This window comes from Bradyrhizobium genosp. A, assembly GCF_049949275.1.
GTDB lineage: Bacteria > Pseudomonadota > Alphaproteobacteria > Rhizobiales > Xanthobacteraceae > Bradyrhizobium.
The window spans coordinates 8,073,361-8,098,557 of sequence record NZ_CP188196.1 but is presented as its reverse complement, the minus strand read 5'-3'; the positions used below and the strand labels follow the sequence as shown (position 1 = coordinate 8,098,557).

The 25,197-nt window shown below is 64.7% G+C and carries 24 protein-coding genes; 12 read left to right on the top strand and 12 right to left on the bottom strand.

Features of this window, described 5'->3' with window-relative positions; all coding sequences use genetic code 11:
* The first annotated feature begins 2 nt into the window (after nt 1-2).
* Entirely contained in the window at nt 3-851 is an 849-nt protein-coding gene (locus ACP2YP_RS37960) for an amidohydrolase family protein (RefSeq protein ID WP_426421393.1), read from the top strand.
* 127 nt (nt 852-978) lie between these two features.
* A complete protein-coding gene (locus ACP2YP_RS37955) occupies nt 979-2,157 on the top strand; it encodes an IS481 family transposase (protein ID WP_426421392.1) in 1,179 nt (392 codons plus the stop codon).
* A 245-nt stretch (nt 2,158-2,402) separates the two neighbouring features.
* Here ACP2YP_RS37955 and ACP2YP_RS37950 read toward each other — a convergent pair whose 3' ends face one another.
* The 4 genes from ACP2YP_RS37950 to ACP2YP_RS37935 all read right to left on the bottom strand — a co-directional run bounded on the left by ACP2YP_RS37950 (nt 2,403) and on the right by ACP2YP_RS37935 (nt 5,918).
* The gene (locus tag ACP2YP_RS37950) at nt 2,403-2,768 is read right to left on the bottom strand and encodes a nuclear transport factor 2 family protein (RefSeq protein WP_426421391.1); all 366 of its coding nucleotides are present in this window, start codon (nt 2,766-2,768) and stop codon (nt 2,403-2,405) included.
* Nucleotides 2,769-2,879: 111 nt separating this feature from the next.
* Complete coding sequence (locus ACP2YP_RS37945) at nt 2,880-3,230, bottom strand: RidA family protein (protein ID WP_148774597.1); 351 nt, start codon at nt 3,228-3,230, stop codon at nt 2,880-2,882.
* Nucleotides 3,231-3,330: 100 nt separating this feature from the next.
* A complete protein-coding gene (locus ACP2YP_RS37940) occupies nt 3,331-4,248 on the bottom strand; it encodes an alpha/beta hydrolase family esterase (RefSeq protein WP_426421390.1) in 918 nt (305 codons plus the stop codon).
* Nucleotides 4,248-5,918: an FAD-binding dehydrogenase gene (locus ACP2YP_RS37935; protein ID WP_426421389.1), complete on the bottom strand. Its 1,671-nt coding sequence runs from the start codon at nt 5,916-5,918 to the stop codon at nt 4,248-4,250. The genes ACP2YP_RS37940 and ACP2YP_RS37935 overlap by 1 nt, the downstream gene beginning before the upstream one ends.
* Before the next feature lie 252 nt (nt 5,919-6,170).
* On the opposite strand from ACP2YP_RS37935, the gene ACP2YP_RS37930 reads away from it, so the two are divergent.
* The 5 genes from ACP2YP_RS37930 (at nt 6,171) to ACP2YP_RS37910 (ending at nt 10,599) form a co-directional block, all read left to right on the top strand.
* Complete coding sequence (locus ACP2YP_RS37930; RefSeq protein WP_426421388.1) at nt 6,171-6,692, top strand: hypothetical protein; 522 nt, start codon at nt 6,171-6,173, stop codon at nt 6,690-6,692.
* Nucleotides 6,693-6,816: 124 nt separating this feature from the next.
* Entirely contained in the window at nt 6,817-7,011 is a 195-nt protein-coding gene (locus ACP2YP_RS37925) for a hypothetical protein (RefSeq protein WP_426421387.1), read from the top strand.
* A 24-nt stretch (nt 7,012-7,035) separates the two neighbouring features.
* Entirely contained in the window at nt 7,036-7,626 is a 591-nt protein-coding gene (locus ACP2YP_RS37920; protein WP_426421386.1) for an SCO family protein, read from the top strand.
* A 209-nt stretch (nt 7,627-7,835) separates the two neighbouring features.
* Nucleotides 7,836-8,771 carry a transporter substrate-binding domain-containing protein gene (locus ACP2YP_RS37915; protein WP_426426421.1) on the top strand — a complete coding sequence of 312 codons (936 nt, stop codon included), beginning with the start codon at nt 7,836-7,838 and terminating at the stop codon, nt 8,769-8,771.
* 184 nt (nt 8,772-8,955) lie between these two features.
* Nucleotides 8,956-10,599: a lysine--tRNA ligase gene (locus ACP2YP_RS37910; RefSeq protein ID WP_426426419.1), complete on the top strand. Its 1,644-nt coding sequence runs from the start codon at nt 8,956-8,958 to the stop codon at nt 10,597-10,599.
* Nucleotides 10,600-10,797: 198 nt separating this feature from the next.
* Here the strand turns inward: ACP2YP_RS37910 and ACP2YP_RS37905 are convergent, their stop codons facing one another.
* Nucleotides 10,798-11,451: a S24 family peptidase gene (locus ACP2YP_RS37905; protein WP_426421385.1), complete on the bottom strand. Its 654-nt coding sequence runs from the start codon at nt 11,449-11,451 to the stop codon at nt 10,798-10,800.
* Nucleotides 11,452-11,767: 316 nt separating this feature from the next.
* Here ACP2YP_RS37905 and ACP2YP_RS37900 point away from each other — a divergent pair, with 316 nt between their 5' ends.
* Nucleotides 11,768-12,112, top strand: a complete 345-nt coding sequence (locus ACP2YP_RS37900) for a DUF952 domain-containing protein (protein WP_426421384.1) — start codon at nt 11,768-11,770, stop codon at nt 12,110-12,112.
* Nucleotides 12,109-13,206: a quinone-dependent dihydroorotate dehydrogenase gene (locus ACP2YP_RS37895; RefSeq protein WP_426421383.1), complete on the top strand. Its 1,098-nt coding sequence runs from the start codon at nt 12,109-12,111 to the stop codon at nt 13,204-13,206. The genes ACP2YP_RS37900 and ACP2YP_RS37895 overlap by 4 nt, the downstream gene beginning before the upstream one ends.
* Nucleotides 13,207-13,327: 121 nt before the next feature.
* Here the strand turns inward: ACP2YP_RS37895 and ACP2YP_RS37890 are convergent, their stop codons facing one another.
* From ACP2YP_RS37890 to ACP2YP_RS37880, 3 genes are read right to left on the bottom strand one after another with little or no spacing between them, the layout of a single operon-like run.
* Nucleotides 13,328-14,659, bottom strand: a complete 1,332-nt coding sequence (locus tag ACP2YP_RS37890; protein ID WP_426421382.1) for an MFS transporter — start codon at nt 14,657-14,659, stop codon at nt 13,328-13,330.
* A 36-nt stretch (nt 14,660-14,695) separates the two neighbouring features.
* Nucleotides 14,696-15,793, bottom strand: a complete 1,098-nt coding sequence (locus tag ACP2YP_RS37885; protein WP_426421381.1) for a M14 family metallopeptidase — start codon at nt 15,791-15,793, stop codon at nt 14,696-14,698.
* A 19-nt stretch (nt 15,794-15,812) separates the two neighbouring features.
* Complete coding sequence (locus tag ACP2YP_RS37880) at nt 15,813-16,610, bottom strand: gamma-glutamyl-gamma-aminobutyrate hydrolase family protein (protein WP_426426418.1); 798 nt, start codon at nt 16,608-16,610, stop codon at nt 15,813-15,815.
* Nucleotides 16,611-16,727: 117 nt separating this feature from the next.
* Between ACP2YP_RS37880 and ACP2YP_RS37875 the strand changes: the two genes are divergently transcribed.
* Nucleotides 16,728-17,708 carry a LysR family transcriptional regulator gene (locus ACP2YP_RS37875; RefSeq protein WP_426421380.1) on the top strand — a complete coding sequence of 327 codons (981 nt, stop codon included), beginning with the start codon at nt 16,728-16,730 and terminating at the stop codon, nt 17,706-17,708.
* A gap of 119 nt (nt 17,709-17,827) precedes the next feature.
* Here ACP2YP_RS37875 and ACP2YP_RS37870 read toward each other — a convergent pair whose 3' ends face one another.
* From ACP2YP_RS37870 to ACP2YP_RS37855, 4 genes are all read right to left on the bottom strand, one after another.
* Complete coding sequence (locus ACP2YP_RS37870; protein ID WP_426421379.1) at nt 17,828-19,153, bottom strand: MATE family efflux transporter; 1,326 nt, start codon at nt 19,151-19,153, stop codon at nt 17,828-17,830.
* 87 nt (nt 19,154-19,240) lie between these two features.
* Complete coding sequence (locus tag ACP2YP_RS37865; protein WP_426421378.1) at nt 19,241-19,543, bottom strand: DUF6460 domain-containing protein; 303 nt, start codon at nt 19,541-19,543, stop codon at nt 19,241-19,243.
* 290 nt (nt 19,544-19,833) lie between these two features.
* Nucleotides 19,834-21,708 carry an ATP-dependent DNA ligase gene (locus ACP2YP_RS37860; protein WP_426421377.1) on the bottom strand — a complete coding sequence of 625 codons (1,875 nt, stop codon included), beginning with the start codon at nt 21,706-21,708 and terminating at the stop codon, nt 19,834-19,836.
* Nucleotides 21,705-22,742 (bottom strand): ligase-associated DNA damage response exonuclease, encoded by a 1,038-nt coding sequence (locus tag ACP2YP_RS37855; RefSeq protein ID WP_426426417.1) that lies wholly within the window; start codon nt 22,740-22,742, stop codon nt 21,705-21,707. Before ACP2YP_RS37855 ends, ACP2YP_RS37860 begins: the two co-directional genes overlap by 4 nt.
* A 64-nt stretch (nt 22,743-22,806) precedes the next feature.
* On the opposite strand from ACP2YP_RS37855, the gene ACP2YP_RS37850 reads away from it, so the two are divergent.
* Nucleotides 22,807-23,733 (top strand): methyltransferase domain-containing protein, encoded by a 927-nt coding sequence (locus tag ACP2YP_RS37850; RefSeq protein WP_426421376.1) that lies wholly within the window; start codon nt 22,807-22,809, stop codon nt 23,731-23,733.
* 118 nt (nt 23,734-23,851) lie between these two features.
* Nucleotides 23,852-25,081: an ABC transporter substrate-binding protein gene (locus ACP2YP_RS37845; protein ID WP_426421375.1), complete on the top strand. Its 1,230-nt coding sequence runs from the start codon at nt 23,852-23,854 to the stop codon at nt 25,079-25,081.
* Nucleotides 25,082-25,197 lie beyond the last annotated feature (116 nt).

Below are 25,197 nucleotides of genomic sequence, written 5' to 3'. Positions count from 1 at the left end.
ACATGCTCGTCGACGCGCACCAGCATTTTTGGGATCCCGCGCGCGCCGACTATCCGTGGATGGACGCAGCCGAGCTCACGCCGATCCGCCGCGCCTTCGGGCCTGCCGATCTTGCTCCGCTGCTGAAGGCGAGCGGCATCGACGCAAGCATCGTGGTGCAATGCCGCTCCGCGCTCGCGGAGACCGAGGAATTCTTGCAGATCGCGCATGCCACGCCTTCCGTCATCGGTGTCGTCGGCTGGGCTGATCTGACCGATGCCGCGCTCGGCGACACGCTTGATCGGCTACGCACCTTGCCGGGCGGCGCAAAGCTGGTCGGCATCCGTCATCAGGTCCACGACGAGGCCGATCCCGACTGGCTGTTGCGCGCGGACGTCCAGCGCGGACTGGCGGCCGTGTTTGCCCGCGATCTCGCCTACGACTTCCTCGTCCGCACCCGCGAGCTTCCCGCCGCAATCGCAACTGCGAAAGCCTTTCCGCAGGCACGCTTCGTGCTCGACCACGCCGCAAAGCCGCCGATCGCCGATGGCGGCAGCGCCGAATGGTCCGACCGCATCGCATCGCTTGCGGCTAGCGGCAACGTCTGGTGCAAGGTCTCGGGTCTCGCGACGGAGGCGAAGTGGACCGATTGGGATGCGGAGCGGCTGTTTCCGTTCGTCCAGCACGTCGCCAATTGCTTTGGCGAGGACCGCCTGATCTTCGGCTCGGACTGGCCTGTGTGTCTGCTGGCGGGCAGCTACGGCGAGATCAAGGGCGCGCTGGAGGCGTGCCTGGCTAAGCTTGGTGCGAGCGTGCGCGAGAAAGCGTTTGGGGTGAATGCGAAGGCTGCGTACGAGTTGGCGAATGCCTGAGCCAGGAACTCGCTGCCCCTTCTCCCCTTGTGGGAGAAGGCGGCATAGTGTCCAGACCGGATAGATAGGTAACACAGTAGACCGGATGGATGGGTGACAGTTCTCTGTCGGCTGGGAGGATCAGCCGATGCCTTGGCGAGAGAGCTGCGCAATGGACCAACGGGTTAGCTTCATCGCGGATCAGCGAAGCGGATTGTGGACGATGACGGAGCTTTGCGACCGCTACGAGATCAGTCGCAAGACCGGCTACAAATGGTTGGAGCGCTACCGGTTGGAAGGGCCTGGAGGGCTTGCGGATCGCTCGCACGCCGCGCAGGTGCATGGGCGCGCGACGCCGCAGCACATCGTTGATGCGATTGTGGGGCTGCGGCTCGAGCGGCCGAGCTGGGGGCCGCGCAAGATTGTGAGCAAGCTTGAGGCTTGCCAAGGGGATGTCGATTGGCCGTCGGCCTCGACGGCGGGCGAGATCCTCAAACGGGCGGGACTGGTTAGCAGCCGTCGGGTTCGGCGACGTGCGCCGCCGCGCATGGGGCAACTGACGGTGCCTCAGCATGCCAACCATGTATGGGCCCTCGATCACAAGGGCTGGATCCGACTGGGCGACGGATCTCGGGTTGAACCTTTCACGGCGACCGATGGCTTCAGCCGCTATTTGATTAGTTTGGCTGCGACGGGCAGCACGCAATATTCCGAATGCCAACCGCTGCTGGAGCGGGCGTTTCGCGAGTACGGCTTGCCGCAGATCATCTGCTCCGACAATGGCTCGCCGTTCGCCTCGACCGGGACCACGGGCCTGACGGCGCTGTCGGTATGGTGGATCAAGCTCGGCATCCGGCATGAACGGATTGATCCTGGCCATCCGCAGCAGAACGGCCGACACGAGCGTTTTCACCTCACGCTTCTGGAAGCCATGCGGCCACCGCCGCCAACCCGGGCCGCGCAGGCCCGTCGCTTTGCGGCTTTTGTGCGCGACTACAACGAAGAACGGCCACACGAGTCGCTTGGCCAGCGCCCTCCTGCAACCGTCTATCAGCCCTCGCCCCGTGAGATGCCAAGGCGGCTTCCAGAGCCCGATTATCCAGCCGAAGCCGCGGTGCGTCAGGTCCGCTCCAACGGCGAGATCAAATGGCGTGGCGACCTCATCCACATCTGCAGCGCTCTTGACGGTGAAGCAGTTGTCGTCGAGGAAACCGAGGACGGATACTGGCAAGTGCGCTTCTTCGACGTGCCGATCGGCATCATCGACCAGCAAACACGCAAGCTGCGGCGCTGTGCTAGCACAGCGCCGCAGCCGACCAAATCATGAACGAGTGTCACCCATCCATCCGGTCTATTGTGTTACCTATCCATCCGCTGGACAATAGGCGGCCTCCGGTCTTAAGAACGCCGATGCTTTGCATCGGCTATGGCGCCGGATGAGGGGTCCTCTCGGCGAACGCGAACGTGAGAGCTTCATTCGCGGAGAGAGAGACCCCTCACCCCAGTGAGTCCATGTCCTTGAGCGGAGCTGCCCTCTCCCACAAGGGGAGAGGGCACAGCAATTAACATCCCTCACGCGCCCGCGGGCACCTGATCCAGAAATCCGGTGATGCTCTTGATCCGCCCGTCCTTCAGCACGGCGAAATCAGTTCCCTTGATCGGGCTGTCGACGCCGTCGGGACCGAGACCCCAACTGAAGCGCACATGGTCGCCGTAGCCGTTGGGCTCGCCGATCAATGTGAATTTGAAGTCGGGAAAGCGCTGCTGGACGCCGGCGATCAGGGCGTCGATGCCGTCCCGGCCGTCGCCCTTCATCAGGGGATCGACATAGCTCGCATCCGCCGTCCAGTTCTCGGTGAGCAGTTCGCGGCGGCGATTATGCGAACGCTCGTTCCAGAGATCGATGTAGCGGTGGGCGATGGTGATGTGGTCGGTCATGATCTTCTCCTTCGATGGCGCCGTGGTTCGGCTGACCGTCACTATCGAAGGTTCACGCGCGCTGATCGATTACCTCGGAGGTCATCAGCGCGCGTGAATGTTTTCGCGAATTTACTTCGCAGCGGTCACCATGATCTCGACGGTGTATTGCGGCGCGGCCAGCTTGGCTTCGACGGTGGCGCGGGCCGGGGTGTTGCCGGGCGACACCCAGCCGTCCCACACGGCGTTCATTTCCTGGAACGTCTTCATATCGGTGATGTAGATCGTGGCCGACAGCAGCTTCGACTTGTCGGTGCCGGCCTTGGCGAGGTGGCCGTCAATGGTCTTCAGGATGTCCTGGGTCTGCTTGGTCACGCTTTCGCCGGCGGCATTGTTGGCGACGACGCCGGCGAGATAGACGGTGTTGCCGTGCACGACGACCTGGCTCATGCGCGGGCCGGTTTCAAAACGCTGGATGCTCATTGTGCGGATCTCCTGGTGGGAATGGCGGCCCTGTCTAGCGCAGAGGCTTGGGTCGTGCCACCCCGAGCGCGCATGCGTTGCCGGCAACGCATGCGTTCATTCAACGAAATTGGCTGAAGAAAGCCCAAATCGTCTCGGCGCCATCGATATCGCCGTTCTGCGGCCCGAGCAGTCGCGCCGCAATCTTCGGGAAGCGGGCATCCGGCGCAAACCCTGGCATGCGGTGTCCGCCATTGTTGACGCGATAGAGCACGACGTCGTGCGCTACAGGGCAGTGTGACCTGATCCGCGTGACCGTGGATTGATCGGCGGACGCCGTGTCGGGCATATCAGTCACATCCGCGTCGCCGGCGGCGCAGCCATTGAGCTTGCGCCAGAATGCCACGGTGTCCTCGGTGGACCAGAACCCGTCTGCGGCAAAATAGCTCGATCCGCGCCCGCCTTCATAGGGAATCAGCGGATCGGCCGTGCCGTTCATGATCAGCATCGGCAGCGGCCGCGATGGATGGCATGTGACCGCGGCTTCGTCGGTGAGATTCATGATCACGCTCGCGCCGGCCGCGAACAAATCGGCGCGCGCGCAGACCAGCGTCATCACCATTGCGCCGCCGTTGGAGACGCCAGTGACGTAGACGCGCTTTGCATCGGCGGTGCCGTCAGTTACGAGCTTCTCGACCAGCTTGCCGATGAAGGCGACGTCATCGGTGCCTGCAGGTGGTCCGCGCAGCTCGGGTCCTGCCTTCGTCCGCGCATCGGCCCAGGCATGGTTGAGCCCATCGGGAAACACCACGGCAAAGCCTTCGCGCTTGGCGACCTGCGGCCACGCCGTCCGCGCGATCATGTCGGCGCCGCGCTGGGTCTTGCCATGCAGCACGATCACGAGCGGCGCAGGCTTTTTCGCCGGCAGTTGCGCGGTGTAGGACCGCTTCACGCCGTTGATGTCGATCGTGTCGGCGGACGCAGCCGGGGCCGCGGCGAGCAGCGCAACGAACGTCCCGATGCCTATCCACCGTCGCATTATCCCACCGCTTTCGCCGCGGCGCGCCCCGCATTGCGGCCCGAGAACAGGCAGCCGCCGAGGAAGGTGCCCTCCAGCGAGCGATAGCCGTGCACGCCGCCGCCGCCGAAGCCGGCAGCTTCGCCGACCGCATAGAGGCCGGGAATGATCTGTCCTTCCTCACCGAACACGCGGGAATCGAGATCGGTCTCGAAGCCGCCGAGCGTCTTGCGGGTGAGGATGTTGAGCTTGACCGCGATCAGCGGCCCCGGCGCGGGATCGAGGATGCGGTGCGGCGACGCCGTGCGGATTAGCTTGTCGCCGATATAACGTCGCGCATTGTGGATGTTCATCACCTGCGCGTCCTTGACGTACGGATTGGCGATCTCGCGGTCGCGCGCCTCGATCTGCATCCTGATCTCGTCGAGCCTGAGCAGATCGTTGCCGGCGAGCTTGTTCATGGCCGCGACGAGATCTTCGATGTTGTCGCGCACGATGAAGTCGACACCATGGCTCTTGAACGCCTCCACCGGCGCCGGCGCGCCCTTGTTGATGGCGCGGCGCAAGGTCATGCGCCAGCTCTTGCCGGTGAGATCCGGATTCTGCTCCGAGCCCGACAGCGCAAATTCCTTCTTGATGATGCTCTGGGTCAGGATGAACCAGGAATAATCATAGCCGGTCGACATGATGTATTCGAGCTGGCCGAGCGTGTCGGAGCCCGGGAACAGCGGCGCTGGCAGCCGCGTGCCTGTGGCGTCGAACCACATCGAGGACGGGCCGGGCAGGATGCGGATACCGTGGCGCGGCCAGATCGGTGACCAGTTCTGGATGCCCTCGACGTAATGCCACATGCGGTCGCGGTTGATCAGCCGCGCGCCGGTCTTTTCGGTAATGCCGATCATGCGGCCGTCGACATGCTCGGGCACGCCGGAGATCATGAATTTGGGCGGCTCGCCGAGCCGCTTCGGCCAGTTCGCTCGCACCAGATCGTGGTTGCCGCCGATGCCGCCGGACGCCACGATCACGGCCTGCGCCTTCAGCGCAAACTCGCCGATCACAGTGCGCGACGAGCTCTTGCCGCGCTCGACGCTGTCGGGCGCGAGAACGACGCCGCTGACGCCGTCCACGGTGCCGTTGGTGATGGACAGCGCATCGACACGATGGCGGAACCTGAAGATCAGCCGGCCGCTCTCCGCCGCCTCGCGCGCGCGGCGCTCGAACGGCTCGACGATGCCGGGCCCGGTGCCCCAGGTGACGTGAAAGCGCGGCACCGAATTGCCGTGGCCCATCGCGTCATAGCCGCCGCGCTCGGCCCAGCCGACCACGGGGAAGATGCGATGCCCCATCGCGCGCAGCCAGTTGCGCTTCTCGCCGGCCGCGAATGCCACATAGGCCTCCGCCCATTGACGCGGCCAAAAGTCGTCGTCGCGGTCGAAGCCGGCGGTGCCGAGCCAGTCCTGCATCGCAAGGTCGAAGGAGTCCTTGATGCCGAGCCGGCGCTGTTCCGGCGAATCGACCAGGAACAATCCGCCGAATGACCAGAACGCCTGGCCGCCGAGCGATTGCTCACCTTCCTGGTCGACGATGATCACGCGCTTGCCGGCGTCGGCAATCTCGGTCGCCGCCACCAGTCCCGATAGTCCTCCGCCGACGACAATCACGTCGGCCTGCTCAGTCGAATGCTCGGCCATGAGTTCCCCCCTGTAGTTGCCCGGGATTGAAGCCAGCGGTCGCAACTGAGATCAAGGGCTTGTCGCCTAAGGCATCGTCAACTTGTTCCACTTTGGGATTGAGGGTGGGCCTGAGTGCAGCGCGGACGCAACACTGGATTTGAATTTGTTTTGAGTGAGCCGGCGTGCCTAGACAAAACCGCAGAGTCGACAGACGCTGGGCGCGCATCACCACCTGACACACAGATTCGAAAACGACTGGGGCGGGGGATAATGAAGTTTCTGACGGGGTTGCTTGCGGCGGTTTGCTTGATAGCTTGCATGGGGGCGTCTCACGCGGTGGTTCGGATCGCGGATGACCGCGGCGGCCGGATCGGAACCTACGTCGACAAGTACCAGGACCTGCGCCAGTCCGGCGACACCGTCATTATCGACGGCCTCTGCGCCTCCGCGTGCACCATCGTCCTTGGCGCCATTCCGCACGACCGCATCTGCGTGACCTCCAGCGCGACGTTCGGCTTCCACGCCGCCTGGGATTTCGGCGCCAATGGCCGCGCCGTCACCAATGCGGAAGCGACCCAGATGCTCTATGCGATGTATCCCTCGCAGGTGAAGCGCTGGATCAACCAGCGCGGCGGCCTCACCCCGCATATGCTCTTTCTGAGGGGTAGGCAGCTTCAGGCCATGTACAAGCCCTGCTACCTGGACGCGCAGGCTTCGGCCATCAAGCCGTCGCGTCGGCCTATGCCGCAAGCGGACCAGCTCGAATCCGCCCGCGGCCAGCTCCTGCACTGACATCCCCGGCCTGACCGGATCGTCTTGACCGGATCGTCTTGGCCCGTCGGCGGCGCCTTGCCCGCAGGCGGGCTAAAGCTTATCTGGAGGCTTAGGAACCGGGGCTTTCGCCTCGATCATTGCCATGGCTCAACCCGTGTACCCGGCACATCCTGTATCGGACAATTCGCCCACTGCCGGCCGGCTGCCATCCGTGCTGCTGTTGGCCGGCGCTGGCGTGGGCGGGCTGATCGTGCTCGGCGCGCTCGCGCTCTGGTTCCACTACGGCTCCCAAGTGTTCTTCGAAATGATCAGGACCGGCTTCGCCGCCTGCTTCTGATCCGCGACAGGAAGTTTTCCGCTCATGAGTTCCACCGCCCGTCCGCTAGTGATCGCGACCGCCTTCGCCTCGAGCCTCGTCGTCGGTCTCCTGGTGCTGTTCTGGGCCATGGGCGGGGTCAGCAAGGTGGCGCAGCCGGCCGCGATCGGCGGCCCGTTCCAGCTCACCGACCAGAACGGCAAGGCCGTTACCGACAAAAACCTCAAGGGCAAGCCGACCCTGATCTTCTTCGGCTACACCCATTGCCCTGATGTGTGCCCGACCTCGCTGTTCGAGATGTCGGAAGTGCTGCGCGCCATGGGCAAGGATGCCGACAAGGTCAACGCCGTCTTCATCTCGGTCGATCCCGAGCGCGACACGCCCGCGACCATGAAGGACTACCTCTCGAGCTTCGATCCGCATCTCGAGGGGCTGAGCGGCGATCCCGCCGAGACCGCCAAGGTCATCACCTCCTACCGGGTCTATGCCAAGAAGGTCCCGACCAAGGACGGCGACTACACCATGGACCACACCGCGCTGATCTATCTGATGGATCGCGACGGCCGTTTCGTCTCGCCATTCAACCTGAAGCGGACCCCGGAAGAGGCCGCGACCGAGCTGAAACGGTATCTCTGATGTTCACCTCTCCCGCTTGCGGGAGAGATCGCGCCGCAGGCGCGGGTGAGGGCTCTCTCCTCATTGGGGCTCTCGCCCGGCGGAGACACCCTCTCCCGCAAGCGGGAGAGGGTGCGCACTTTCACTGTAGCCGCAATCGGCGCTCGCGTTCCCGGCGGGATGGTCTATAAGGCCTTCCGATCCCAATGAAATTCGCTCATTTCCGGCCGATGGCTCCATCGCAACAGGCGAAATCGTCCAAATCTGCCCGTGGCTTGCTGACGGGACTGGCCGTTGCCGCGTGCCTGCTCGCAGGCCTGTCCGGCGCCCGCGCGCAGGCTCCGGCGAAGCAGCCCCCCGCGGCGCCTCAAGGGACATCCCAAACCGCGCCCCAAGCAGCCCCCCAGGCCGTGCCCAGCTTCTGGGATCCGCGGCGGCGCCCGGAGCGGCCGGACCTGTCGCGCCTGACCGTGATCCGCTTCCTGACCGAGACCGACTACCCGCCGTTCAACTACACCGGCGCCGATGGCAATCCGGCCGGCTTCAACGTCGATCTCGCGCGTTCTCTTTGTGAGGAGATCAAGGTCACCTGCACTGTGCAGATGCGCCGCTTCGAGACGCTGGTCGATGCGCTCACCTCGAACCGGGGCGATGCGATCATTGCTTCCATGGCGGTGAGCCCGCAGCTGCGTGCGCGCGTCGATTTCACCGATCCCTATTATCGCGTGCCGGCGCGCTTCGCCTCGCGCAAGGATGCGGTGATGCCGGAGATCCGGCCCGAATATCTCGAAGGCAAGAAGGTCGGCGTCATCGCGGGCTCCGCGCATGAGGCCTATCTCAAGGCGATGTTCACCGACGCCGAGCTGCACGGCTATCCCAATGACGAGAGCTTGCGCGCCGCGCTCCGCAAGGGCGAGGTCGATTTCATCTTCGGCGATGCCATCTCGCTGGCGTTCTGGATCAACGGCACCGATTCCGGCGATTGCTGCGCCTTCTCCGGCGGCCCCTTCGTCGAGAGCCGCTTCTTCGGCGAAGGCATCGGCATCGCCGTGCGCAAGGGCAATGACGTGCTGCGCCAGGCCCTGAACTGGGCCCTGTTCCGCGTCTGGGAAAAAGGCCGCTACACCGATCTGTGGCTGCGGTATTTTTCGGTGAGCCCGTTTTAGATTCCTCGCTGCCTCCACATCGTCATTGCGAGGAGCGTAGCGCCGAAGCAATCCAGACTGTTTCCGCGGAAAGATTCTGGATTGCTTCGCTTCGCTCGCAATGACGACGGAGGCGGCTGTGTCGCCCCACAAAATTGCATTCTGCCCGGAAATCGCTATTTTCCGCGGCCCGGAGGCCCCCTTGATGTCCGTTATCGATCCCAGCATGAGCCCGAGCGATCTTCGTGCGCTCGCCGAACAATCCAACGCCTGGCCGTTCGAGCAGGCGAAGGCCATTGTCGCGCGGCTGAAGAAAAGCCCGAAGGACGAGGTGCTATTCGAGACCGGTTATGGTCCATCCGGCCTGCCGCATATCGGCACGTTCGGCGAGGTCGCGCGCACCTCGATGGTGCGGCATGCCTTCCGCGTGCTGACCGAGGACAAGATCAAGACGCGCCTGCTCGCCTTCTCCGACGATATGGACGGTTTCCGCAAGGTGCCGGACAACGTGCCGAACAAGGATCTCTTGGCGCAATATCTGGGGCGGCCGCTCACCGCGGTGCCTGACCCGTTCTCGAACGAACATCCGTCGTTTGGCGACGCCAACAACGCGCGCCTGCGCGCGTTCCTGGATCATTTCGGTTTCGACTACGAATTCGCCAGCTCGACCGTCTATTACAAGTCCGGCCGCTTCGACGCGACGCTGCTCAAGATGCTCGCTGCCTACGACCAGGTCATGGCGATCATCCTGCCGACGCTCGGGCCCGATCGCCGCGCGACCTATTCGCCGTTCCTCCCCATCAGCAAGACCACCGGAATCGTGCTGCAAGTGCCGATGATCCGTCGCGACGTTGCCGCAGGCACCGTGACCTATGTCGATCCCGACACGAACCAGGAAATTGAAACGCCGGTCACAGGCGGAAATGTAAAATGCCAGTGGAAGGCCGATTGGGCGATGCGCTGGGTCGCGCTCGGCGTCGACTACGAGATGGCCGGCAAGGACCTCATCGACTCGGTCAAGCTGTCCGGCGCGATCGCCAGGGCGCTCGGCGCCACCCCGCCTGAAGGCTTCAACTACGAGCTCTTCCTCGACGAGAAGGGGCAGAAGATCTCGAAGTCGAAGGGCAACGGCCTCACCATCGACGAATGGCTGCGCTATGCCTCGCCGGAATCGCTGACGCTGTTCATGTATCGCGAGCCGAAGGCGGCGAAGCGGCTGTATTTCGACGTCATCCCGCGCAATGTCGACGACTACCAGCAGTTCATCGACGGCTTTGCCAGGCAGGATGCCAAGCAGCAGCTCGGCAATCCCGTCTGGCACATTCATTACGGCCATCCGCCGAAGGTCGACATGCCCGTGACGTTCCAGCTGCTCTTGACGCTGGTGTCGTCGTCGAATGCGGAAAACGCCGAGACGCTGTGGGGTTTCATCGGCCGCTATCGTCCCGGCGTAAGCCCGCAGACGCATCCGAAGCTGGATGCGATGGTCGGCTACGCCATCAATTACTACCGCGATTTCGTCGCGCCGACGAAGCAGTTCCGCGTGCCCACGGACACGGAGCGCGCCGCGCTGCAGGATCTGCGCGACGCGCTGTCACAGCTGCCAGCGGACGCTTCAGCCGAAGACATCCAGAACGTCGTCTACGAGATCGGCCGCCGCGAGCCGTTCCTCGACCAGGTCAAGAAGGGCAAGGACGGCCGCCCCGGCGTCACGCTCGACTGGTTCAACATGCTCTACCAGGTGCTGCTCGGCCAGGAGAAGGGCCCCCGCTTCGGCTCGTTCGTCGCCGTGTATGGCGTGCAGAACGCGGTCAACATGATCGACGGTGCGCTGGCAAGGAGTGCGTGAGGGCCGGATTGCGTCGCGCTCCATATTCCGTCGTCGTCCCGGCGAAGGCCGGGACCCATACCGCGTGATCTATCGGAGAAGTGTCGGTCGTCGTACCGAAGAGACTTGCATCTATAAGTCTTCGCCAAACGTCTGCCTGTGGTTATGGGTCCCGGCCTTCGCCGGGACGACCCTGAATGTAGGCTACAGCGTCACCCCTCACTGGCTCGCCCACACGATCCTTGCGACCCACGCGACATCACCCGCTGCCATCGTCCGCTCGGCCTGCGTCGCATCGAGCGGCTGCAATTCAAGCGCCTTCGCCGTGCGGCGCTTCAGCATTGCGAGCGTCACCTCGCCCGCCTTTGCCTTCACCACCACGCGATCGCCCTTGCGGATCGGTGCGCTGGGCGAGACCAGAACGATGTCGCCGTGGCGATAGGCTGGCGCCAGCGCGTCGCCGGAAATCTCCAGTGCAAAGGCGCGGTTGTCCTCGGCGGCCGGCAGCGCGATCTCGCTCCAGCCCTTGCCGGATGGAAGGCCGGACTCGTCGAAAGCGCCGCTCGCGCTGGCCAGCGCGAAGCCGAGCAATGGCACCCAGCGGCCGTCGCCTGCATCGTCGCTGATCAGCCTCGCAAAGGTGTCGATCGAGGCGTCCGTCGCCGCCAGCGCCTTCGCGATCGATTCGGTCGAGGGCCAGCGCTCGCGGCCGTCGGAGGTGACGCGCTTGGACTTGTTGAAGGTGGTGGGGTCGAGCCCGGCGCGCTTGGCAAGGCCGGACGACGACAGCCCGGCGCGCGCGGCCAAGCGATCCAGCGCGGACCAGATCTGGTCGTGGGTCAGCATCCTCTGCGCTTTGGCCTGCTTGACCATGGAAGGTCCAGCCCGTCGCAACTCAGGAAAACTATCCTCAAATCAACCGGGTTTCCGTTTTTCGCGCAAGGGGCGGCGAGCAAAGCGTTTTCAAGCGAAGTGGGTACCGGTTCGCGTCAAGAAAACGCGTCAAAACAGGAATTTAGAGCCCCGTTCCGATGAAATCGGAACGGAATAGGCTCTAACTCTTGAGTTCGCGAGGTGTGGCCTTTACGGTCGCGCCGGGTTTTAAGACCCGCAAGAGACGAAAAACCCCAAGAGACTCAACGAGCTGACTCAGCGAGCGGCTCAGCTTCAAACAGGGCTCCGGTAAGCGGTGGTCAAGATCTACAAAATCTGTCCGGCCTCGGCCTGGCGCGAGGCGGAACGGCAGGGCGTGTACCGGGGCAGCGCAGATGACGCGCGCGACGGATTCATCCATTTCTCGACCGCCGCCCAGGTTCCAGAGACCCTGCGCAAGCATTATTTCGGCCAGCGCGCGCTGTTCCTGGTCGAGGTCGACGGCGATGCGCTCGGCAACGAGCTCCGCTGGGAGCGCTCGCGCAACGACGAGCTGTTTCCGCATCTCTATGGCGAGCTCGACCTCGGCGCGGTGCTCTCGGTGATGAACCTCAACATGCGCTCCGATGGCGGCCACGACACCCCGGAGCTTGCCCCGTGATCCGCGCTTTCGACGCTTTCTCGCTGCCGGTGTTGCGCTGGCTCGATCCGGAGGACGCGCATCGCCTCGCGATCCAGGGTCTGCGCTTTCTGCCGCCGGTGAAGCCGCGCACCGATGATCCCAAGCTCGCGGTGCGCGCGTTCGGGCTCAATTTTCCCAACCCGATCGGCATGGCCGCCGGCTTCGACAAGAGCGCGGAGGTGCCGGATGCGCTGCTGCGGCTCGGCTTCGGCTTCGTCGAGATCGGCTCTGTCACACCGAAGCCGCAGGCCGGAAATCCGCGGCCGCGACTGTTTCGCCTCGAGCGCGACGAAGCCGTCATCAACCGCATGGGTTTCAACAATGACGGTGCCGAGGTCGCGCTGCGCCGGCTCGCGGCGCGCGCGGCGAATGGCGGCATCGTCGGCGTCAATGTCGGTGCCAACAAGGATTCGCCGGATCGCGTCGCCGACTACGTCAAGCTGATCGAGACCTTCGCACCGGTCGCGAGCTATTTCACCGTCAACGTCTCGTCGCCCAACACGCCGGGCCTGCGCAATTTGCAGGAGGGCGCGCTGCTCGACGAACTCCTCGGACGCGTGATCGATGCGCGTGAGCGGGTGCGCGAGAGCGCGGGCGACACGCCGGTGCTGCTGAAGATCGCACCTGACTTGAGCCTCGCCCAGCTCGACGACGTCGTGCAGGTCGCACGCTCGCGCAAAGTCGACGGCATGATCGTGTCGAACACGACCATTGCGCGGCCGAGCACGCTGCGCGAGGAAATGCGGTCGAAGGAGCAGGGCGGCCTGTCCGGCCGGCCGCTGTTTCGCTTGTCGACGCGCATGGTCGCGGAGACCTATGTCCGCGTCGAGGGCGCATTCCCCTTGATCGGTGTCGGTGGTGTGGACTCCGGCGGTGCGGCGCTGACAAAGATCCGCGCCGGCGCGAGCCTGATCCAGCTCTATTCGTCGCTGGTCTACAAGGGCCTCGGCCTCGTCGACGAGATCAAGCGCGATCTCACCTCGACGCTGCTGCGCACGGGGCGGGATTCGCTCTCCGAGATCGTCGGCGCCGATGCCGCCACGCTGACAGCGGAAGACTGGCCGGGGATGTAAGGTAGCGCCTCTCCCCGTTTGCGGGTGAGGCTCCTCGCGGGGCCTTGGTCGAGCGCGGCCTTGTTGTCGCGCGCAAGCCCCATTGCTGGAACCGGCCTCGCGGCAGCCAATTTCTGCCAACTCAACGATTCACGTCGACGTCGCGCGATTCCGGCAGCATCCACATCGCCAGCGTACTCACCGCGCTCATGACCACGACATACCAGGCCGGCGCCATTGGATCGTGGGTGATCGCCAGCAGCCAGGTTACCACGAACTGGGTCGTGCCACCGAAGATTGAGGTGCCGATGGCATAGACCAACGACAGGCCCGTGCTGCGCACCGCAATGGGGAGAAGTTCGGGCACCTGCACCAATCCCGCGGCGCCAAACATCGCGGTCAGCGCCGCCAGCACGGCGGTCACCGTTAGCAGGGTCGCCGCGCCCGGCGCGCCCGACAGCCACATGAACAGCGGCACGATCAACAGCATCAGCGCCAGCCGTGGCAGCAGGTTGACTGTGCGGCGCCCCAACCGGTCGCACAGCGCGCCGCCGACCAGGGCGAAAGCGAAGGTCATCACTCCGCCCATCAGCACGCTGCCCTGCGCGAGTGCCGCAGGCAGCTTCAGCACCTGCACCGCATAGGTCACCATGTAGTTGCCCACTTGCGAGGCTACCGCGGTCGACGCCGTGGCCAGTACGCCGAGGATCAGGATCTTCCTGTGCTTGCGAAACACTGAACCGACGATGGCAGCCCCGGTGCGTTCTTCCGCATCGCTATGGGTTTCGGGCAGGCTGCGGCGGATGTAGATGGCGATAGGAACGAGCAGAAGGCTGCCCAGGAAGGGGACGCGCCAGCCCCAGGCCGCCAGATCTTGCGGTGACAGCACCAGCGAGAGGATGACACCGAAGATGCCACCCACCGCGACCGCCAGACCCTGGCTGGCGATCTGCCAGCTCGAATAAAAGCCGCGGCGCCCCGCCGGTGCAGCCTCTATCAGTAAGGCTGTGGCCGGCCCCACTTCGCCACCCAGCGCCAGACCCTGCAGAAGGCGGCACAGCACCACGATAATGGGCGCTGCGATGCCGATGCTCGCGTAGCCAGGCGTAGCCGCCAGGCCCAGAGTTCCGACGGTGATCAGGGCGACCGTGAGAATCAGCGCAGGTTTGCGCCCGGCCTTGTCGGCAAAGGCGCCGATCAGGACACCGCCCAGCGGCCGCGTGAAGAACCCCACGCCAAAGGTGGCCACCGCCGCCAGCAAGCTGCCGAACTCGCCCTCCACCGGGAAGTAGGTCTTACCGATGTACACCGCGAAATAGGCGTAGATGACAAAATCGTAAAACTCCAGCGCGTTGCCGGCCACTGCGGCGGCAACGGACTTGCGGCCGACAACGGCCTCGGACACAGCGGCGCCGTCGCGAACCAAGGTGGCGTCCTGCGGCGTGGCGTGGGAAGTCAGTGTGTTGGCGTTCATACGAAAACTCGCTGGCTTGAAGGACAAGAACCCCGATCAGGCTTCGATTGGACCATTCACCTGCAAGCCGTCGATGGCCTGTACACAGGCCTCGCGGCCTTGATGCCAGATGCGGTGCTTCCAGTCATCGGCATCGGGCGAGAACGCCTCTTTGAGGTTGGATTTGATCTGCTGGGCCAGCAGTGGGTCGGCCGTACCCTGGCGGTGCAGCCAGTGCTCGGCACGAAGGGCGGACGAGACCCGGTCGAAGGGATAGGTGCCATACTCCAGACAAATGCCGATTTGCTGGGCCTGAGGGCACTCCTCGAACAGCGCTGTCTGGATGGGGCCGGTCATGGGAATGCTGGTCGAAGTGCCGGTGTGGACGTCGGTCAGTTCCCCCCACCACTTCCCGGCGCGCGGCAGCACGGTGCGATCAAAACTCGCGAAGATGCGCTCGCCCACGCCGTAAGGGCCGAGTCCAGTGTGGATGTCGATCGAGGCGAGTTGCCGCACTTGGCGCGTGTAGCGCTTCAGGATCGAACGGAAGGTCAGATTGCTCCAGGTGGGTGCGTTTCCGCCGAAGAACATGCCGTCCAGATGGTCGTACTGTCCAAGACCGATGGCACGCTGCAGGCCGCGGGCACCATGCTGCTGGCTGTAGGCGGCCAATTCAGCTTCCGTGCCTTCTCCGGGTGGCCAGGTCGCTGGCAGCAGCCAATCGTGAATCTCGGCGTAGCCGGCGTTGACCGGCAGCGGCTTCGAGAAATCGACGAAGTTACGGTTGAGGTCCACGTTCTCCTGCGTCACGCGTCGCAAGTACGAAAAGCCGTAGGGGTTAATCCCGTGCACGTGCAGCACGGCGGTGTCGGCATGTGCTGGTCCGCCCCCGGCCAGCAAGCCGTTCTGGATGGCGGAGCCGCAGAAACCCTCCGCCCCGTGCACGCCGCTGAGCACGATCAGCATCTTCGATGCGTCGGCCGGCCCGTCCAGCACCACGTCGATGGCCAGGGTCTCGCCTTCGGCGCCGGGCAGGCCCAGCACGTGGCTGTCCACCGCGAGGCCGCGTGCGCCGGCCGCGTTCAGAAACTTGCCGCGGGCAGTGGCATAGGTCGGACTGAAGAGATCGAGGGACCGAGACAAGGTATCGTGCATTGCCTACTCCTGATGAAATTCAAGCCTGCGCAGCGAGCAAACGCAGCCGACGCAAGCGGCGTTGGCGACATGCCGCGCCGAATGCGATGAAAATGGCCTTCGCTAGCGGACAATCGTCGATGCGCATCTCGGGATGCCACTGCACTGCCAGCGCGAAGACCGATGCCGAGGCGACCGAGAAGGCCTCCACCAGGCCGTCGGGTGCCGTGGCTTCGACACGCAGACCCTGGCCCAGCTGATCGATTCCCTGGTGGTGCAGGGAATTGACCCGTACGCGACGCTCACCGAACAAGGTTGCAAGCACGCCGCCGGGGGCTATGTTGATGTCGTGGCTGTCGTCGTACCACCGCTCTATGGGCCGCGCGTGGTCGCCTTCACGATGATCGAGACGGCCGGGATGCGTATGCACCGCAGGATCCAGTGTGCCACCGAAGGCCACGTTCATTTCCTGGAAGCCGCGGCACACGCCGAGAATGGGTACGCCCGCAACCACCAATCGCCGCAGCAACGGCAACACGGTCGCATCGCGCGCCGGATCGAGCAGCACCTCCTCAGGCGGGGCTGGCGCTCCGTAGTGCTCGGGCGCCACGTTCGAGGGGCTGCCGGTGAGCAGCAGGCCATCGATGCTCTCGAAGAGGCTATCGGCGTCGAATGCACCAGCCTCGGCAGGAAGGCCTAGCGCCATGGCGCCAGCGCACTCCGACGCCGCGCGCACATAGCCGTGCAGAACGGCGTGCGCAGGATGGCCGTGCCGCTCGATTCGATCGGCGGCGATGACAACGAGCGGACGGCGGGAAGCAGCGTTCGTGCAGGTCATTTCCACGGCAATGTCCAAGGCAATAGGCGGGCGATTGCCGAGGGTAGGAATCGAAATGGATTGCGTAAATTGCAATTTAAGGCCAACCTCATTGCATAATCTGCAATTGGCTCTGCAATGAATATCCGACAGTTGCGCCACTTTCTTGCCGTGATGGACCTCGGCTCGCTCAGTGCCGCCGCCGAGGTCGTGCACCTCAGCCCGCCTGCTTTGTCGCGCAGCCTGCGCGCTCTGGAGGACGAATTGCGCGTGCCGCTGTTCGATCGTCACGATCGGCGCCTGCGGCCCACGCCCTATGCGCTGGTGTATATCGAGCGCGCCCGGCGAATCGTGTTCGACGAAAAGGAGGGTGCGCGCGCGCTGGCTCTCATGCGTGCCGGCGAGTTGGGGTCCCTGCGCTTCGGCATGGGCTCGTCGATTGCCCGCACCCTCATGGGGCCGATGCTGCTGCAATTGCAGTCAGACGCGCCTGGACTTCGGCTGAGCACCGCGGTGCATAGCACCGACGCGCTGCTGGCCGCACTGCGCCGCGAGGAACTGGACTTCTTCGTCGGCGACATTCGTTCGGTGGCGCATGATAATCAATTGCGGGCCGAGCCCGTCTACCGTTGCAACTTCGGCTGGTTTGCTCGTCGCGGCCATCCGCTGGAGAGGCGGAGGAAAGTCACCATCGGGGCACTCAAGACCTATCCGCTCATTGGAGCCGGCTATGCCGACGAGGCGCTGTTCGACCAGATGGCTGCGCTCTACGAGCTGTCGCTGCCCCTGCAGAATCATTTCTCGGTCAATACCAACGATGTGTCCACCATGCTCACGCTGCTCACATCCAGCGATGCCATCGCCCCCGGCACCGACGTTTCGATGGTCACGGCCCTGCGTGCCGGAAAGTTGGTTCGATTGGATGTCGACCCACCGCTGGACATCCACCTCACCCTGGGCATCATCGAGCACGCTGGCGCGACTCGCGTGCCTGCGGTCGAGCGCGCCTTCGAGATCGTGCGAGAGCACTTCGCCGCCGTGGCACGGGCGGCCGACCCGCACGTGCCCCGCGCGAAGCCGCGCCGCAAGGTCGCGGCGCCGGGTGGCCCGCGGCGTTAGCGGTGCCCGCCTGGCATCCCCTCCTGCGCGGTGAGGGCGATTGCGGAGCAGCCGGATTGAAGCAAGCTCTTCACGAGTTCGGTCCGCGTCGCCCCGGATTGTGCTTCACTCGATCGAGGCTAAGGATTCGGGAACGTCGCCCTGAACTGCGCCGGGTAGCGCGTGCCCTGCAAGCCTCCGCGTGCGACGTAGGAGGCGATCAGCGCCCACCACAGCCCGGCATTGCCGAGCGATTGCAGCGCCCACCAGGTGCCGAGAAAGATCGTGAGCGAGGCCAGCATCAGATTGCGCATCTCGCGCGCCCAGGTCGCGCCGACATAGATCCCATCGAAGCCGAAGGCGAACACGCCGGGGATCGGCGCCATCACCACGAATGGCAGGAAATCGCGCGCCGCACGGCGCACGTCTTCGCTCGCCGTCATGACATCGATCAGGGCCGGACCGAACAGGGCGAACAGCACGGCGACGACCAGCGCGAAGCCAAGGCCCCACAGCAGCACCAGCCGGGTTGAATCGGCAAAGCCTTTGGCATCGCGCGCGCCGAAGGTGCGACCGCAGAGCTGCTGGGCCGCGTTGGCGAGGCCGTCGAGGAAGAAGGCGCTGACCAGCAGGAAGTTGTTGAGCACGGAGTTTGCCGCCAGCGTGACGTCGCCGGCACGCGCGCCCTTGGCGGTGAAGAACAGGAACACGGCGATCAGCGCGGCGGTGCGGACCAGGATGTCGGAGTTCACTGACAAGAGCCGCATCAGCTTCGTCCGGTCGAACAGGCGCGCGCGGGCAACGGCAAAGCCGCCGTCCGCATAGCGCCGGCAGACGATCACGCCGAGGACGAAGCCGACCGCCTCCGACAGCAGCGCCGCGATCGCCGCACCCGCGATGCCGGTGTCGTAAACCAGCACCAGCAACAAGGTCGCCGCCGTGTTGATGAGGTTGATCGCAATCTGGAGCAATAGCGCCGAACTGGCGCGGGCCTGGCCCACCAGCCAGCCAAGGATCACGTAATTGGCCAGCGCCAGCGGCGCCGACCAGATCCGGATCATGAAATAGGTCTTTGCCGCGCGCGTCACGCCCTCGCTGCCACCCATCAGGTCGAACAGCACGGCGGCGAGCGGCAATTGCAGCGCGATCAGCGCGGCGCCGATCAGGCCGGCGACGATGAAGCCGCGCACCAGGATCACGGTCTGCTCGCGCGTCTCGCCCGCGCCGAGCGCCTGCGCGGTGAAGGCGAGCGTGCTCATGCGCAGGAAACCGAACAGCCAGAACAGGCAGTCGAAGATGACCGAGGCCATCGCGACGCCGCCGAGCAGGGCGGCATCGTCGAGCCGGCCGATCGCGGTGGTCGAGACCACGCCGATCAGCGGCGTAGTGAGGTTCGCGACCATCGCGGGGCCTGCGATGGCGAACACCTGGCGGGAGCCGACTTTGGGATGAAGCGGTGCGTTCATGTCAGGTGCGTGTATCCGAGCCCTGCGCCGAATGCACCATCGCGGCCGGCATGGCGTGCTTGCGCCGGCCGCGCACTCCGGAAGGCCTTAGCGGCGCGGTGAGCCGAACACGCGCGACAACAGCCAGATCGGGATCACGATCACCGCCCCGAGCAGGAAGTAGCGCCACAGCCAGTTCACGGCATCGAAGCCGAGATCCCACAGGCGCTGGAACAGCAGACGAATGCTGATGAGGATATTCCAGGGATCGAAGCCGATCGCGGCCAGCACGACGCCGACCAGGATCGAGAGCAGCACCAGGCGAAACGCGACCGTCAGCGGCGAGCCGCCGAGAAAGCGGTGCAGGCCATCGCTGTGGCCGGCCGGCAAATCTCTGACGTCGTGGGCCATCTCAAACTCCTTGGGCGGATTCGCCCCGATTATAAGTCACGGCGGGGGACATGGGGAACCCAGACTTCACCGTCAATCAGCTTACCGCATTTTAATTCGGACAGTACATGCCGCGGGCTCCTTGACCTCTCCCGCGCTTGTCCGCCGAAGCCTTGGCGAAGGCGGGAGAGGTCGCGCCGAAGGCGCGGGTGAGGGTTCTCACCTCTGGGGGAATCCCAATGCGGAGACACCCTCTGCCCAACCCTCTCCCGCTCGCGGGAGAGGGGGCGCACTGCCTTCGTGGCGTCAATTCAAGCCTCAATCTCCGCCGTCTCCGCTTTCAGCATTTTTTCCAGCGTTTCCAGCCGATCCGCTTCCCGCGGCGGCTTGTCCCAGCGCAGGCGGCTAATCCGAGGAAAGCGCATGGCGACGCCGGATTTGTGCCGCGGCGAGCGCTGCAAGCCCTCGAAGGCGACTTCCAGCACCAGCCCTTTGTCTGCCTCGTGCGCGACATGACGAACGGGGCCGAACTTTTCCGTGGTGTTACGACGGACGAAGCGGTCGATCTGCAACAGCTCTTCGTCGGTGAAGCCGAAATAGGCTTTTCCCACCGGCACCAGCTCCTCGCCGTTCTCTGTCTCGGTCCAGACGCCAAAGGTGTAGTCGGAATAATAGGACGAGCGCTTGCCGTGGCCGCGCTGGGCATACATCAGCACGGCATCGATGATGTGCGGATCGCGCTTCCACTTCCACCATTGGCCCTTCGGCCGTCCCGGCAGATAAGGCGCATCGCGCCGCTTCAGCATCACGCCCTCGACGGCGTCGGCATCCTCACCCGCGCCGGCGCTCGCGGGATCGGCGCGCGCGGCAGTGAGTGCCTCCCAGCTCGCGAAGGGGACGGTGGATGACAGGTCGATGCGGGGATCGCCGAGTTTCGCGATAAACGTCTCCAGCCGCTCGCGCCGTTCAGCGAACGGCAATTCACGCAGATCGTTCTCGTCGTCACCGAGCAGATCGTACGCGCGCAAATGGATTGGAAACTCCTTGATCAGCTTTGGCGAGACCACCTTGCGCTTGAGCCGCTGCTGCAGGACGTTAAAACTCTGCACGCGGCCTTCGCGCAGGATCAGCAGCTCGCCGTCGATAGCGCCCGGCAGGCGCAGCGACGGCACGAGGTCCGGAAAGCTCCCGGTGATGTCCTCGCCGCTGCGCGAATAGAGCCGTGCCGTGATCTGTCCGTGCGCGTCGCGTCCGGCGACGGCCTGCACGCGGATGCCGTCCCATTTCCATTCGGCGACGTAGTCGGCAGGATCGAGCGCAGCGAAATCGCTGTCCTCGATCGCATGGGCCAGCATGACCGGGCGGAATGGTGCGGGATCGCGATTGACCGGTTTTTCGGCGCGGCCTTCCAGCCAGGCGAACAGGTCGAGATAGGGCGGCGTGAGACCTGGCCAGATCAGCTCGACCTCATGCGGATCCTTGTCGCCGAGCGCAGCGGCCGCGGTCTTCGCCAGCCGCGCAGAGATGCCGATGCGCAATGCGCCGGTGACGAGTTTTAGCAGTGCCCAGCGGCCGGTCTCGTCGAGCTCGTCGAGCCAGCGTTCGACCTGTTTTGGCAGCTCGGTCTTGCCGAGCGTACGGAGCGTGGTGACGACCTCGGTCAGCGTCGGAGGTGGTGGATTGTTGTGGTTGCTTGGGTGAACGGACTCATTGGCATCTTGCCCGCGGTACTCCCCTCCCTGCCCCTCCCCCATAAGGGGGGAGGGACCGGTGAGAGCAGTGCGTCCATCACGCGTTGAATCACTACCAGTCGTCGAGTCCGTCTGCCGCGACGCGCGCAACTGCGCTCCCTCCCCCCTTGCGGGGGAGGGCGGGGGAGAGGGGTGGCCCGGAAAAGATTGTGTGTTGCTTTGCGCTTTCGGCCACATCAGCGCCACCGTCTCCGAGAGATCGCCGACGTAATCGTAGCTCAGCCCGAACAGCACCTCATCGGTGCGTGACGCGATCAAATCGCGGACCAGCGCGGGCTTGGCATGCTTGAAGCTGAGTGCGCCGGTGAGTGCGGCCAGCGCGTAGCCGCGGTCGGGATCGCCGACCTCGCGGAAATAGCCGGTGAGCAGCCGCAGCTTGTTGTTGCGGCCGGGCTCGTAGGCGAGGCGATCCAGCAGTTCGGCGAAGCGGTTCATGCTTCGGCCTCACCCTGAGCCGGCGGCTCGCTTTCCTCTTCCTCGCCATAGCCGACGAGGTCGAGCGGTTGCGCCCGCAAGCCACGCGACTTGCACCAATGCACCAACGCGTCTTCCTGGCCGTGGGTGACCCAGATCTCGCCGGCGCCGGTAGCCGTGATCGTCGCGGTGAGACCGTCCCAATCGGCGTGATCGGAGATCACCAGCGGCAATTCGATGCCGCGCTGCCGCGCGCGGGCGCGCACGCGCATCCATCCCGATGCGAAGGCGGTGACGGGATCAGGAAAGCGCCGCGTCCAGAGATCGGCGGTCGCCGAGGGTGGTGCGAGCGCAATGGTGCCGGCGAGCGCCGCCTTCTTCACGCCCATCGCCGGCCTGAGCTCGCCGAGGTCGATGCCGCGGCTCTGGTAGTAATGCGTGATCGCTTCCATCGCGCCATGAAGGTAGATCGGCGCGTCATAGCCGGCCTGGCGCAGCAACGCGATGACACGCTGCGCCTTGCCGAGCGAATAGGCGCCGACGAGATGCGCGCGCTCCGGAAACAAAGCGACTGAGGCCAGCAGCTTCTTCACCTCGAAGGCCGCATCGCCATGGCGGAACACCGGCAGGCCGAACGTCGCTTCGGTGATGAAGACATCGCAGGGCACCAGCTCGAACGGGGCGCAGGTCGGGTCGGGCGCGTCCTTGTAGTCGCCGGAGGCGACGATGCAGGTGTCCTTGGCTGTGACCGCGATCTGCGCCGAGCCCAGCACATGGCCGGCCGGGTGAAACTTGACCTTGACGTCGCCGAGCCGGATTTCCTCGCCATAGCTGATGGCCTGCGTCGAGCCTGCAAAATTCTCGCCATAGCGCAGCCGCATCATGTCCAGCGTTTCCTGCGTCGCCAGCACGGCGCCATGGCCGGCGCGGGCATGGTCGGAATGGCCGTGGGTGATCACGGCGCGGTCGACCGGGCGGACAGGATCGATATGGAAGCCGCCGGGCCTGCAGCACAGGCCGTCAGCAGTTGGCAACAGGATGTCTTGCGGGCGCATGCCTGATATATAGGCCGCTCCACCGCATCTTCGAGTCACCACCCGCTTCGCTTCCTGGTTCCCAATGCCGCTCCGCCTGTTTCTGACCTCCGGCGATCTCATGGCCGACCGCCGCTTCGAGTTCGCACGCGACCTCCAGCTCAAGGGCGATTTGCCCGCCGCCGCCGATCTCATCGAACAGGCGATCGAGCTCGCGCCGAATTTTACCTCGGCCTGGTTCACGCTCGGCGAAATCCGTCAGCAGCTCGGCGAGCGCGACAAGGCGATCGCGGCGTTTCGAGAAGCGCGGCGATCCGATCCTGATGACCAGCACGGCGCCGGCCTGCATCTGATGCGGCTCGGCGACACTGAAATGGCGGAGATGCCCAAGGCCTATGTGCAGGCGCTGTTCGACCAATACGCGCCGCGCTTCGAGCATGCGCTGATCAACGATCTCGGCTATCGCGCCCCCAGCCTGATCTTCAAGGCGGTGCTGGCCGCGCGCGTCGCCGCGAAGAAGCCCGCGTTTTTCAAGCGCACCATCGATCTCGGTTGCGGCACCGGGCTTGCGGCCGCCGCCTTCGCGAAGCAGGTCGATCATTTCATCGGTATCGATCTGTCGCCCGGCATGATCAAGGAGGCGCGCGCCACCGAGCTCTACGCCGAGCTCGAAATCGCCGACATGATCGAGGGCCTGCGCACCAAGGCGGATGCAAGCGCGAATCTCGTCGTCGCCGCGGATGCGTTCGTCTATCTCTCCGATCTCGCCCCGGTGCTCACTGAGGTCAGGCGCGTGCTCGTATCCGGCGGCGTACTTGCCTTCACGCTGGAGACGCATGATGGCAATGGCATCGTGCTCGGTGAAGGGCTGCGCTATGCCCATTCGGCGGAATATGTGCGCGGCGCGATTGCGAAAGCCGGACTGAAGCTGCTGACGCTGGAGCCGGCGTCTCCGCGCATCGAGAACAACGAGCCGGTGCGCGGTCTCGTCGTCGTTGCCGAGAAAACTTGAGTCTAGGCGCTAGTCACCCCGTCATTTGAGCGTCATTGCGTCGCAAAGCGACGAACTTCCTACTTGCGAGCTGTGCTGCGTTCCCAGCACAATGCGCGTACCAGGGAGAGAAACAACGATGACCAAGAATCCATCGCGGCGCGATGTCAGTGCCGCCGCGCTCGCCACCATTGCCGCATCCGTTCTGCCCGCGCCCCATGTCTGGGCTGCCGAGAAGAAATACGATTCGGGTGCGAGCGACACCGAGATCAAGATCGGACAGACCGTGCCGCATTCCGGTCCCGGCTCGCTCTACGGCGTGCTCGGGCGCATCGGCGAGGCCTATTTCCAGATGCTGAACGAGAAGGGCGGCATCAACGGGCGCAAGATCAAGTTTCTCACCATGGACGACGCCTACAGCGCGCCGAAATGCGTCGAGGCGACGCGACGGCTCGTCGAGCAGGAAGAGGTGCTCGCGCTCTACGGCTCGCTCGGTACCGCGCCGCAGACTGCCGTGCACAAATACCTGAACTCCAAGGGCGTGCCGCAGCTGCTGCTCAACACCGGCGCGTCGAAATGGAATAACCCGAAAGAGTTCAAATGGACGATGGCGGGGCTGCCGCTCTATCCGACCGAGGCGCGCATCCTGGCGCGGCACGTCGTCAGCGTGAAGCCGAACGCCAAGGTCGGCATCCTCTACCAGAACGACGATTTCGGCCGCGACTTCCTTGGGCCCTTCAAGAAGGTGCTGGCGGATGCCGGCGGCACCGCATCGGTGATCATGGAGCAGACCTACGATCTCACCGATCCGACCGTCGATTCCCAGCTCATCAATCTCTCGAAATCGGGCGCGGATGTGTTCTACAACATCTCCACCGGCAAGGCGTCGTCGCAGTCGATCCGCAAAGTCGCCGAGCTCGGCTGGAAGCCGCTGCAGCTGTTGTCGGCGGGGTCAACTGGCCGCTCGATCCTCAACGCCGCGGGCCTGGAGAACGCCACCGGCATCGTCGCCATCCGCTACAACAAGGAGGTCGGCCTGCCGAAATGGGAAAAGGACCCCGATGTGATGGCGTTCGAGGAGCTGCGCAAGAATTACATCCCGACCATCGACCCCGACAACACCATCGCGTTTGCCGGCTACGGCCAGGCCGTGACCATGGGTGAGATTTTGCGCCGCTGCGGCGACGAGCTCACCCGCGCCAACGTGCTGAAGCAGGCCTCCACGCTCAAGGGCTTCCACTCGCCCTATTTCCTCGACGGCGTCACCTACGACTACACGCCCGACGACTACACCCCGATGAAGACGCTCTACATCTCGATCTTCAGCGGCAAAGACTGGGACATCTCCGACAAGCCGATGTCGGAGTAGGAGCGGCACGCACCGCTATTTCTTCCCCTCTCCCCGCTTGCGGGGAGAGGGTAGGGTGAGGGGGAGCCTCCGCGGGGACGGAGGCAGTTGGACTCGCGGAGACTCCCCCTCACCCG

What these genes read in the sequence shown, in the direction of transcription:
- ACP2YP_RS37960 (WP_426421393.1), top strand. Translation starts at nt 3, where the DNA reads ATGCTCGTCGACGCGCACCAGCATTTTTGGGATCCCGCGCGCGCCGAC.
- ACP2YP_RS37955 (WP_426421392.1), top strand. Translation starts at nt 979, where the DNA reads ATGCCTTGGCGAGAGAGCTGCGCAATGGACCAACGGGTTAGCTTCATC.
- ACP2YP_RS37950 (WP_426421391.1), bottom strand. Translation starts at nt 2,768, where the DNA reads ATGACCGACCACATCACCATCGCCCACCGCTACATCGATCTCTGGAAC.
- ACP2YP_RS37945 (WP_148774597.1), bottom strand. Translation starts at nt 3,230, where the DNA reads ATGAGCATCCAGCGTTTTGAAACCGGCCCGCGCATGAGCCAGGTCGTC.
- ACP2YP_RS37940 (WP_426421390.1), bottom strand. Translation starts at nt 4,248, where the DNA reads ATGCGACGGTGGATAGGCATCGGGACGTTCGTTGCGCTGCTCGCCGCG.
- ACP2YP_RS37935 (WP_426421389.1), bottom strand. Translation starts at nt 5,918, where the DNA reads ATGGCCGAGCATTCGACTGAGCAGGCCGACGTGATTGTCGTCGGCGGA.
- ACP2YP_RS37930 (WP_426421388.1), top strand. Translation starts at nt 6,171, where the DNA reads ATGAAGTTTCTGACGGGGTTGCTTGCGGCGGTTTGCTTGATAGCTTGC.
- ACP2YP_RS37925 (WP_426421387.1), top strand. Translation starts at nt 6,817, where the DNA reads ATGGCTCAACCCGTGTACCCGGCACATCCTGTATCGGACAATTCGCCC.
- ACP2YP_RS37920 (WP_426421386.1), top strand. Translation starts at nt 7,036, where the DNA reads ATGAGTTCCACCGCCCGTCCGCTAGTGATCGCGACCGCCTTCGCCTCG.
- ACP2YP_RS37915 (WP_426426421.1), top strand. Translation starts at nt 7,836, where the DNA reads ATGGCTCCATCGCAACAGGCGAAATCGTCCAAATCTGCCCGTGGCTTG.
- ACP2YP_RS37910 (WP_426426419.1), top strand. Translation starts at nt 8,956, where the DNA reads ATGTCCGTTATCGATCCCAGCATGAGCCCGAGCGATCTTCGTGCGCTC.
- ACP2YP_RS37905 (WP_426421385.1), bottom strand. Translation starts at nt 11,451, where the DNA reads ATGGTCAAGCAGGCCAAAGCGCAGAGGATGCTGACCCACGACCAGATC.
- ACP2YP_RS37890 (WP_426421382.1), bottom strand. Translation starts at nt 14,659, where the DNA reads ATGAACGCCAACACACTGACTTCCCACGCCACGCCGCAGGACGCCACC.
- ACP2YP_RS37885 (WP_426421381.1), bottom strand. Translation starts at nt 15,793, where the DNA reads ATGCACGATACCTTGTCTCGGTCCCTCGATCTCTTCAGTCCGACCTAT.
- ACP2YP_RS37880 (WP_426426418.1), bottom strand. Translation starts at nt 16,610, where the DNA reads ATGACCTGCACGAACGCTGCTTCCCGCCGTCCGCTCGTTGTCATCGCC.
- ACP2YP_RS37875 (WP_426421380.1), top strand. Translation starts at nt 16,728, where the DNA reads ATGAATATCCGACAGTTGCGCCACTTTCTTGCCGTGATGGACCTCGGC.
- ACP2YP_RS37870 (WP_426421379.1), bottom strand. Translation starts at nt 19,153, where the DNA reads ATGAACGCACCGCTTCATCCCAAAGTCGGCTCCCGCCAGGTGTTCGCC.
- ACP2YP_RS37865 (WP_426421378.1), bottom strand. Translation starts at nt 19,543, where the DNA reads ATGGCCCACGACGTCAGAGATTTGCCGGCCGGCCACAGCGATGGCCTG.
- ACP2YP_RS37860 (WP_426421377.1), bottom strand. Translation starts at nt 21,708, where the DNA reads ATGAACCGCTTCGCCGAACTGCTGGATCGCCTCGCCTACGAGCCCGGC.
- ACP2YP_RS37855 (WP_426426417.1), bottom strand. Translation starts at nt 22,742, where the DNA reads ATGCGCCCGCAAGACATCCTGTTGCCAACTGCTGACGGCCTGTGCTGC.
- ACP2YP_RS37850 (WP_426421376.1), top strand. Translation starts at nt 22,807, where the DNA reads ATGCCGCTCCGCCTGTTTCTGACCTCCGGCGATCTCATGGCCGACCGC.
- ACP2YP_RS37845 (WP_426421375.1), top strand. Translation starts at nt 23,852, where the DNA reads ATGACCAAGAATCCATCGCGGCGCGATGTCAGTGCCGCCGCGCTCGCC.